Origin of the sequence: Brumimicrobium oceani (assembly GCF_003143775.1) — a bacterium.
Lineage (GTDB): Bacteria > Bacteroidota > Bacteroidia > Flavobacteriales_D > Crocinitomicaceae > Brumimicrobium > Brumimicrobium oceani.
In genome coordinates this window covers 152,285-161,818 of sequence record NZ_QFRJ01000009.1, presented here as the reverse complement: position 1 = coordinate 161,818, position 9,534 = coordinate 152,285, and the positions used below count along the sequence as shown (strand labels likewise).

General features: G+C 36.1%; 7 protein-coding genes. 4 read left to right on the top strand and 3 right to left on the bottom strand.

The window, feature by feature from the left end; genetic code table 11:
• The first annotated feature begins 218 nt into the window (after nt 1-218).
• The 4 genes from DIT68_RS11865 (at nt 219) to DIT68_RS11850 (ending at nt 5,824) form a co-directional block, all read left to right on the top strand.
• On the top strand, nt 219-2,222 hold the full coding sequence (locus tag DIT68_RS11865; RefSeq protein ID WP_109360024.1) for a GEVED domain-containing protein: 2,004 nt from the start codon (nt 219-221) through the stop codon (nt 2,220-2,222).
• 40 nt (nt 2,223-2,262) lie between these two features.
• Nucleotides 2,263-2,661, top strand: a complete 399-nt coding sequence (locus DIT68_RS11860) for a T9SS type A sorting domain-containing protein (protein ID WP_158276180.1) — start codon at nt 2,263-2,265, stop codon at nt 2,659-2,661.
• Nucleotides 2,662-3,067: 406 nt separating this feature from the next.
• Nucleotides 3,068-4,435, top strand: a complete 1,368-nt coding sequence (locus tag DIT68_RS11855; protein ID WP_109360022.1) for a T9SS type A sorting domain-containing protein — start codon at nt 3,068-3,070, stop codon at nt 4,433-4,435.
• A gap of 18 nt (nt 4,436-4,453) precedes the next feature.
• A complete protein-coding gene (locus tag DIT68_RS11850) occupies nt 4,454-5,824 on the top strand; it encodes a T9SS type A sorting domain-containing protein (RefSeq protein WP_109360021.1) in 1,371 nt (456 codons plus the stop codon).
• A gap of 270 nt (nt 5,825-6,094) precedes the next feature.
• Here the strand turns inward: DIT68_RS11850 and DIT68_RS11845 are convergent, their stop codons facing one another.
• From DIT68_RS11845 to DIT68_RS11835, 3 genes are all read right to left on the bottom strand, one after another.
• Nucleotides 6,095-6,307, bottom strand: a complete 213-nt coding sequence (locus DIT68_RS11845; RefSeq protein WP_109360020.1) for a heavy-metal-associated domain-containing protein — start codon at nt 6,305-6,307, stop codon at nt 6,095-6,097.
• 231 nt (nt 6,308-6,538) lie between these two features.
• Nucleotides 6,539-8,764: a heavy metal translocating P-type ATPase gene (locus DIT68_RS11840; protein ID WP_109360019.1), complete on the bottom strand. Its 2,226-nt coding sequence runs from the start codon at nt 8,762-8,764 to the stop codon at nt 6,539-6,541.
• A 118-nt stretch (nt 8,765-8,882) separates the two neighbouring features.
• The gene (locus DIT68_RS11835) at nt 8,883-9,446 is read right to left on the bottom strand and encodes a helix-turn-helix domain-containing protein (protein ID WP_109360018.1); all 564 of its coding nucleotides are present in this window, start codon (nt 9,444-9,446) and stop codon (nt 8,883-8,885) included.
• Nucleotides 9,447-9,534: the final 88 nt, after the last annotated feature.

The window sequence follows — 9,534 nt, the reverse complement described above, 5'->3', positions numbered from 1 at the left end:
GGCGCAACGCGCCATCACTTCCAAACCCTGATTTTTGATTGAACACCCTATGAAACTGTCATCCTGAACCTTGGAAAAATTTTTATTTTTCTGAGGGAAGGATCTCTTCTTATCCATTTATTATCAAAGCGTTTTAGTTAAAAATCCAATAGAATTAACGAAAATGCTTTTTGAGATTTAAAGGGGTAACCCTATTATTTTTAATAACACACAGTTTTATGAAACAATTTACTTTTTCTTTATTTGTAGCGATGCTGTTAGGGGTATTCTCAGCGAACAGCCAAACTTATTGTACTTTCTCATCTACGAGTACAACACATTTTATTTCTGATTTTTCAACTCAGAATGCGATAACAAATATCTCTAACCTTGGAACTACAATGTCACCAAATGGATATGGAGATTACACCACGATGACGGTTGAATCTTTTCCTGGTGGAAATTTTGACATCACTGCCGTTTTTGATCCGGGTCCAAGTGGATATTTTGATTATAATTATGGCGTTTGGATTGACTGGAATAATGATTTTATATTTGACGGTACTGAAAAGGTAATCAGTCCTGCCAATGGATATTATTCAAATGGTTCAGGCACAGTTAATGTTCCTGCAGGAACGGCTATTGGGAATTACAGAATGCGTATCGTAATTGATCATATTGAATTCTTTTCTAACAATTTGAATCCGTGTGGTACTACAGGAACAGGAGAAGCAGAAGACTATACATTAACTATAAGCAATACCGTTTCATGTCTTCCACCATCTGCATTATTGTCTTCCAATGTTACCACAACAACTGTAGATTTAGCTTGGACAGCGGGGGCTACGGAAACAGAATGGCAAGTAATTTATGGTGCCGCTGGTTTCGATCCCAACACAGCAGGAGTAACAACGACAGTAAATGGTACGCCATCAACAACTATTTCGGGATTAACGGAAGACACTCAATATGATTTTTATGTTCTTGCAGTTTGTGGAATCAATGATTTGAGTGTTAAAGTCGGGCCAAGTTCAATCAGGACTTTATGCGGCTCAACAACTGTTCCTTACACAATGGACTTTGAGAATCTGAATACACCAGCAATTGATTTCTGTACGTATATCGAAAATGCTGGGTCGGGGAATGATTGGGCAACAGCCTTTGTTGCGTCAAATGGATTTGTTAGTAATGTGCTAAGATATAGTTACAATGCTAATTTCAACGCAAATGCATGGTTCTACACGCAAGGTATTCAGTTAACTGCGGGTACGAATTATACAATTTCATATAAATACGGAAATAACAGTGCTACTTATTCAGAACAATTAAGTATCGCTTATGGAACAACTCCTGCGTCAGGAAGCATGACCGGATACATTAATCAACATGCAGGAATTACAGGCGGACAAGCAGCTACGGGTGTGGTGAACTTTACAGTTCCAACAACAGATGTTTATTATTTCGGTTTTCAAGCGGGTTCACTGGCAAATCAGCACTTCTTGTACTTGGATGATATTAATGTTTATGTATCTCCAACTTGTTTGGCTCCTTCGCTTTTAAGTGTTGCCAATATTTCTACAAGTGATGCAGATCTTTCTTGGACAGCAGGTGGAACAGAAACAGAACGGGACGTAGTTTATGGTGCTGCTGGTTTTGATCCAACAGTTTCAGGAACTTCAGTAAATGTTACAGGAACTCCTCAAACTACAATTACTGGCTTAAACCCAAATACACAATATGAATATTATGTTACTGCGGTTTGTTCTCCAATGGATGAAAGTTCTATGACAGGACCAAAACTGTTTGAAACAAATTGTACAACGACAACAGTGCCTTATTTCGAAGGTTTTGAGTCCGTTACTTTGCCTGGATTGCCTTATTGTACAACAAATGATAATGTTGGAACAGGAAATGACTGGAAAACGTTGGCTTATTCAAATAATGGATTTACTGGGAATGTATTAAATTATGCTTCTAATGCATTCAATGACGCAAATACTTGGTTTTATACACAAGGAGTTGAATTACAGGCTGGTGTAGATTATGAGATTTCTTACACTTATGGAAGCACTGGAACTAACACTGAAAAAATGAAAGTAGCTTTCGGAACAAATACTAATGCTGCAGCAATGATAAATCAATTGGCTGATTTCCAAAGTATAAATAATAGTACGGCGATCGATACAACTCAAACTTTCACGGTGGCAGCAAACGGCGTTTGCAACAGCGGGTTACGAAGTTGAGGTTTATTTAGCGGGTGAAGACCCAATGACTGCAACACCTTTGATAACAGAAATAGTTGCGACAGGAGTGACAACAGTTTCAATCACAGGGTTAACAGCCGGAGTTTCTTATGATGTTTATGTCATTGCAGATTGTGACCAAGCAGGAACAACAATCAGTAATGCTGCAAACTTCACTACATCTACTGTTGGGCTTTCTGAAAACGAGTTGGTAAATGTAAGCTACGCTCCAAATCCAGTGAGTTCAGTGCTCAACATCATTGCAGTAAGTAATATTGAATCAGTTGTCGTTTATAACCTAACAGGAAAAGTAGTTATGGAAGTTAAAGCCAACAACGCAGCACTAGCTATTGATATGTCAACATTATCAAATGGAACATATTTCGTAAAAGCGAAAGTGGCAGATGCTGTTTCTACTTTCAAAATTGTAAAACAATAGAATAAAAGTTTAGAGATTGTGAATTTATCTCAACCCAATTAAATCAAAAAAGAGATCTAGCAATAGGTCTCTTTTTTTGTAATATCTTTTTTTGATATGCTTTTCCCCTCTCACTTGCCTCCCAGCGCCTACAACTGTCATCCTAACCAGAGTTAAAAATCTTAATTTTCAACTCTGGAAGGATCTGGCCAAGTTAAAGAGAGTACTTTTTATTGTAGAATATTAAATAATGGGTAAAGTTCCCAACAAGCATTAATTTTAAATCTCGTAGGGAAGAAAATTGGCTTTTACATTCTCGACTTAAAAGGGTATTCCTATTGAAAAACTTTCTATCTGTATTGATTTCTCATTTTTTTACCGTAATTTTAATTCTGATTTAAAGCAGATTACGATTAAAAAGTACACTATGAAAACAACATTACTCAAAGCACTCTTAACATTCACAGCCTTTGCATTGGGATTTAATCTAAATGCACAAACGAGCTGTCTACCAGTACCAGCACCTTTTTATGAATCTTTTGATAGCGGCGCGGCTCCCACTTGTTGGGATAATCTTTCATCTGACCCAAGCACAAGTCCAGATAACTTTTGGAAATTTAACGATCAAGGAGATTATGGCGCAGTCAACAATGGAAGGCTCGCGGGAGAATTTGCAAAAGCTGATGGCTCCAATCCAAATCCGGACAGCATGATGTTGATTTCTCCAGAAATTGATCTCTCAGCATTAACAACTCCCTATTTATCTTTTGAATGGTTCAGCAATAACACAGACTTCCCGGGAGACAATACTCCGCTAATTATAGATGTTTTTGATGGAACAACTTGGACGAATTTAGACACCTTATCAGGAGATAGTTCAGCATGGAGATTCCAAAATTATGATTTGAATGCTTTTATGAATCAAAGCATTCAAGTGCGTTTTATGGTGAATCAAACATTGACAAGCAATCAAGCAATTTATAATGATATTTTATTGGATGAGGTAAGAATTGATGATTGTGTGAGTACAACTGGTCAAGATGGTACAGCTCAAATTTGTATTACTGGAGGTGTTGTGAATTTAGATGATAACATTATCGTGAAACCCAATGGTGGTGGTTATTGGTCTTATCCAAGTCAGCCTGGTTTAGTAAGTGGTTCTTTTTTTAATGTTTCAAATCTAAATCAAGGATCGTCTTATGAAGTGTATTATATCGAAAGATTGGTTTGTTATGATACAACTGTAGCAACAATATCTTTTTATAACTATGAATCGGCGGGTAATGATGGTGAAACATGGGCTTGTCAGCAGGAACCTGTATCACTTTTTGATCATTTAAGCGGCAATGTTGCCATTGGTGGTGTTTGGTTTGACTTTACAGGGTCTCAACTAAATAGTTCCTTGGTTATCTCTGAAAATATTCCAGGATATTATCGTTATTACTACGTTGTTTATAACACTAACTGCGATAACGATACCGCTGGGGTGATAATAAATGTGGAAGAATGCTGGAACCCAGGTGGTGACGTAAGTCTTAAAAAACAGGATTTCCAAAACATTTCAATCTCCCCAAATCCTGCAATAAATCACATCAAAATTCTAAATCCTTCAAACACCTCAGCATTAAAAGTAGAAATGATAGACTTGAATGGAAGGTTAGTTTTAGAAGAAAATATAGCATTGAATAATGTTTCAGAAGCAATTTTGGATATACACCACCTCGAAAAAGGAATTTATACTTTGAGGATTTATAATGGTGAAGGTCAGAATGTATATAAAATCGTGAAACAGTAAATTATTAAATTTTACACTATGAAAACAACATTACTCAAAGCACTCTTAACATTCACAGCCTTTGCATTGGGATTTAATCTAAATGCACAAACGAGCTGTCTACCAGTACCAGCACCTTTTTATGAATCTTTTGATAGCGGCGCGGCTCCCACTTGTTGGGATAATCTTTCATCTGACCCAAGCACAAGTCCAGATAACTTTTGGAAATTTAACGATCAAGGAGATTATGGCGCAGTCAACAATGGAAGGCTCGCGGGAGAATTTGCAAAAGCTGATGGCTCCAATCCAAATCCGGACAGCATGATGTTGATTTCTCCAGAAATTGATCTCTCAGCATTAACAACTCCCTATTTATCTTTTGAATGGTTCAGCAATAACACAGACTTCCCGGGAGACAATACTCCGCTAATTATAGATGTTTTTGATGGAACAACTTGGACGAATTTAGACACCTTATCAGGAGATAGTTCAGCATGGAGATTCCAAAATTATGATTTGAATGCTTTTATGAATCAAAGCATTCAAGTGCGTTTTATGGTGAATCAAACATTGACAAGCAATCAAGCAATTTATAATGATATTTTATTGGATGAGGTAAGAATTGATGATTGTGTGAGTACAACTGGACAAGATGGGTCAGTAGATGTTTGTCATGTGGATGGAGCAATAAATCTTAATGACAATATTATCATAAAGCCAAACGGAGGAGGCGATTGGTTTTTTCCATATCAATCGGGGTATTTAACACAAGATTCAATTTTAAACGTTTCCACACTTATTCCGGGAACGTATCAAGCTTATTATGTTGAGCGATTAGTTTGTTACGATACTACGATAGCTACAATTAATGTAATAGGTTCCAATTCATCAGGATACGCTGTTGATGAGTACACTGTTTGTGAAAACCAAATATTTGCTTTGTTTGATATGCTGTTAGGCAATGTGTCTTTGGGTGGTACTTGGTTTGATTATGCGGGAAACCCGATAAATGGTTCCACAACAGCTGCTCCTTCAATTACAGGTTATTATCAATATACTTATGTTGTTTATAATGCTCCTTGTGCAAATGATTCAACAACTGTAGGACTTTCAGTTGTGGAGTGCGGATTTGGCTGGCCTGATGTAGGTGTACATGAGCAAGATTTTCAAAACATTTCTGTATTTCCAAATCCAGCGACAGAATATATAAAAATCATGAATCCTTCAAATGAAAATACGTTGAAAATAGAAATGCGAGATTTAAATGGAAAAAATGTTTTAGAAGAAAATAAAGCTTTAAATAATTCCCATGAAGCCATCATAAATATCAATTACCTCGAAAAAGGAATTTACACTTTAAGGATTTTTAATGGTGAAGGTCAGAATGTATATAAAATCGTGAAGTTGTAAAAGTTTAAATGCCTATCCGATACTTTACCAGTAAATATATTTAACCCAACCATAATTTGATTCAGCGTCAAACTAACAAGATCCTTCGCAAATTTCTATTTTCAACTCTGGAAGGATCTGGCCTAGTTAAAGAGAGTACTTTTTATTGTAGAATATTAAATAATGGGTAAAGTTCCCGATAAGATTTTAAAAATCTTTAATAAATAAAAATGTTAGACAAAGAGAAAAGTCTATTTGTCTAACATCTATTGTCTAACAACTAATGCTCAACTAATCTATTTTGGTGATTTCAAAACCCACTTTCTCGACTGCTTCGATAATTTGGGCAGAAACATCTTTTGTTGCTGTAACCGATAATACTTTGTCGTCACTATCTAAGTCTACATCCCATTCCTCAACTTCATTGATTGCATTTAAACCCGGAGTGACTTTTTCTTCACATCCACCACATTTCAACGTTGTTTTAAATCTAAGTTCTTCCATGTTGTTTTTTTATTTAATTGTATAAAATATAGCAGTAACTCTCATCTATTTGTTCTATTTCAATCATTTTTGATGATTTAGGTTACTGCGTACCCTAAAATAAACCTAATTATTTATTTCAATTGTTGCCTTCGACAAGCTAGTCATCGGAATACTCTTCGGTGACTGAGCTTGTCGAAGGCAACGAGCTACCGAAGCCCCAATTCTAATTATTATTTTCGATATTTCAATCTAAAGTTTTATATTTTTTAATCGTAAACTGTTGAGCACTACAGAAACAGAGCTAAATGCCATTGCAGCACCAGCAATCATTGGGTCCAATAAAAAGCCATTCACCGAATAAAGTACTCCTGCAGCTATCGGAATACTGATTACGTTATAAAAGAAGGCCCAAAATAAGTTCTGACGAATTCCTTTCACTGTTTTTGAGGACAGTTTTAAGGCCTTAGGAATGGTTGCTAAATCAGAAGTAGTTAATGTGATTTTGGCAACATCCATAGCGATATCTGAACCATGCGCCATGGCAATGCTCACATCTGCTTGCGCCAAAGCTTCTGAATCGTTAATTCCATCTCCAACCATTGCCACAACTCGACCTTCTTCCTGCAATTTTTTCACAAAATCTGACTTATCAGAAGGCATAACATCTCCTTTGAAATTCGAAATTCCAACCTGTTTAGCTACAGCCGCAGCAGTTTTTTGATTGTCTCCTGTTAACATGTAAACGGCAACATCTAAGTCTTTTAAATCTTTAATTGCATTGATAGAATTTGTTTTAATTTCATCTGCAATTCCTAAAATAGCCAATAATTGTTTGTCATCTGTAAAGAAAACCACTGTTTTGGCTTCGTCTTGCCAGTTTTGAATTGTATCGCTTAAAGCTGTATCAATTGTAATTCCTTGTCCTTCTACTAATGCACGGTTACCTATAAAATAAGCTTTTCCATTTTCGTCCAAGGCCTTTACTCCTTGACCAGTGATACTGTTGAAATCTGTCATTTTTGAAGCTTCAACGCCTTCTTCTTTAAGTTTTCTAATGACCGCATCAGCCAATGGATGTTCTGAATCTGCCTCTAAAGCCAAGAGTTTAGAACGTAAAAGCTCCTTGTCTTCTGAAATAAGCCATTTTTCATCAGTTACATTCGGTTTACCTCTGGTAATTGTCCCAGTTTTATCAAGAATAATCGCATCAACTTTATGTCCCAATTCTAAACTTTCAGCGTCTTTAATTAGGATATTGTTTTCTGCTCCTTTTCCAATTCCCACCATAATTGCGGTTGGAGTAGCTAAACCAAGTGCACACGGACAAGCGACAATTAAAACGGCAATTGCTGTTGTTAAACCATGAGAAAAGGCCAATTCTCCGCCAACGCTCAGCCAAACAATGAATGTCAGAATAGCGATTCCTATTACCGTTGGAACAAAAATACTCGCGATTTTATCCACCAATTTTTGAACAGGAGCTTTACTTCCTTGTGCTTCTTGAACACGTCTAATAATTTGAGAAAGAAAAGTGTCCTTCCCTACTTTCTCCGCAGTAAAATGAAAACTTCCTTTTTGGTTTACAGTTCCAGCAAAAACCTTTTCTCCTTCCGATTTTTCAACAGCTGTTGGCTCTCCAGTAATCATACTTTCATTCACAAAAGAATTTCCTTTGATGACTGTTCCATCTACAGGTACTCTTTCTCCCGGACGAATAATAATTGTATTTCCTTTTTCAACAGCTTCTATTGGAATTTCCTGTTCAGATCCATTGATGATCGCACGCAAAGTTTTCGGCTGTAAACCCATTAGCTTTTTTAGTGCTGTCGAAGTATTCGACTTTGCCTTTTCTTCCATTACTTTTCCTAAAAGAATAAAAGTGATAATTACAGTTGCTGCTTCGTAATAGACATGGGCTGTAATTCCTTGCGCTTCAAAAAATGAAGGGAAAAATGTACTGAATATACTAAACAAATAGGCGACTCCTGTACTCAATGCGACAAGCGTATCCATATTCACTTTTCCGTGTTTGGCTTGTTTCCATGCATTGATGAAAAAGCTTCTTCCAAAAATAAATAGTACTGGAGTAGCAAAGGCCAAAGAAATATATTTCCCCGGTTCCCAACTCATAAAGAACATTCCCAATATAAAAACGGGTAATGTTAAAATTGCAGCCCAAAATGTTCTCTTTTTGACTTCTTTGTATGCTTTATCTTGTAACTCGTCTTGTTCTTCTTTTGCGTTTTCCGTTGTAATGATAATATCGTAACCCGCACTTTGTAAATGCGATTTTAATTCTTCTTTGCTAACAGTTTCAGTATCGTAGGAAACTAAAACACTGTTGGAAGCGAAGTTCACACCGGCTTCTGTTACCCCATTCATTTTCTTGAGGATGTTTTCAACGCTTGAAGCACAACCCGCACAAGTCATTCCTGTTACAGGAAATGTAGATTTTTCTATTGTTTGTGTGCTCATAATTTGATTTTTTTGTTGAAACACAAATATCGTGAATTAAAACACCAAATGTGTTACGTTATTTTGAGGGAAGGTTATGATTTTTTGTCGTTTGGTAAGGGCGATTTGCAAATCGCCCCTACCAATCAATTCCCTTCCGATTCGAACCACGCAATTCCTTAAACTGTGTCAAGGTCATTCCTGTTTCTTTCTTAAAAATTCCAGATAGATAAGCAACACTATTATAGTTCAGTTGATGTGCAATTTCGGCAGAGGTCATTTCATCATAAAAGAGCAATTCTTTCACTTTTTCAATTTTCTGAATCACAATGAATCTATTGATGGTTATTCCTTCAACACCAGAAAATAAACGACTTAAATAGGTATAGTCATAATTGAGCTTTTCACTCAAAAAATTCGAAAAATTAACCGTTAATGGTTCTTTACTGTGGTGAATTTGCTGAATAATCGCTGTTTTAATTTCTGAAATTAATTGAGATTTTCCAGAAGAAAGCAATTCAAATCCTAATGAGTTTAGTTTTTTACTGAGATTCTCTCGTAAAGAATCATTCAATTCTTGGTTTATTTCTACCTGACCCAATTCAATCTTTTCAAAAGAAATTTTCATTTCCTGCAAAACGTTTTCTACCGCAGTAATGCACCGCGGACAAACCATGTTTTTTATGTGAAGAATTTCTTTCATTGGCTTTAATTCAAAAGTACAAAAACAAATAAGACTACAACCTTTGCACTCAGCAATTCTTTCTCCGTTTAATAAGCAATCCTTCCGT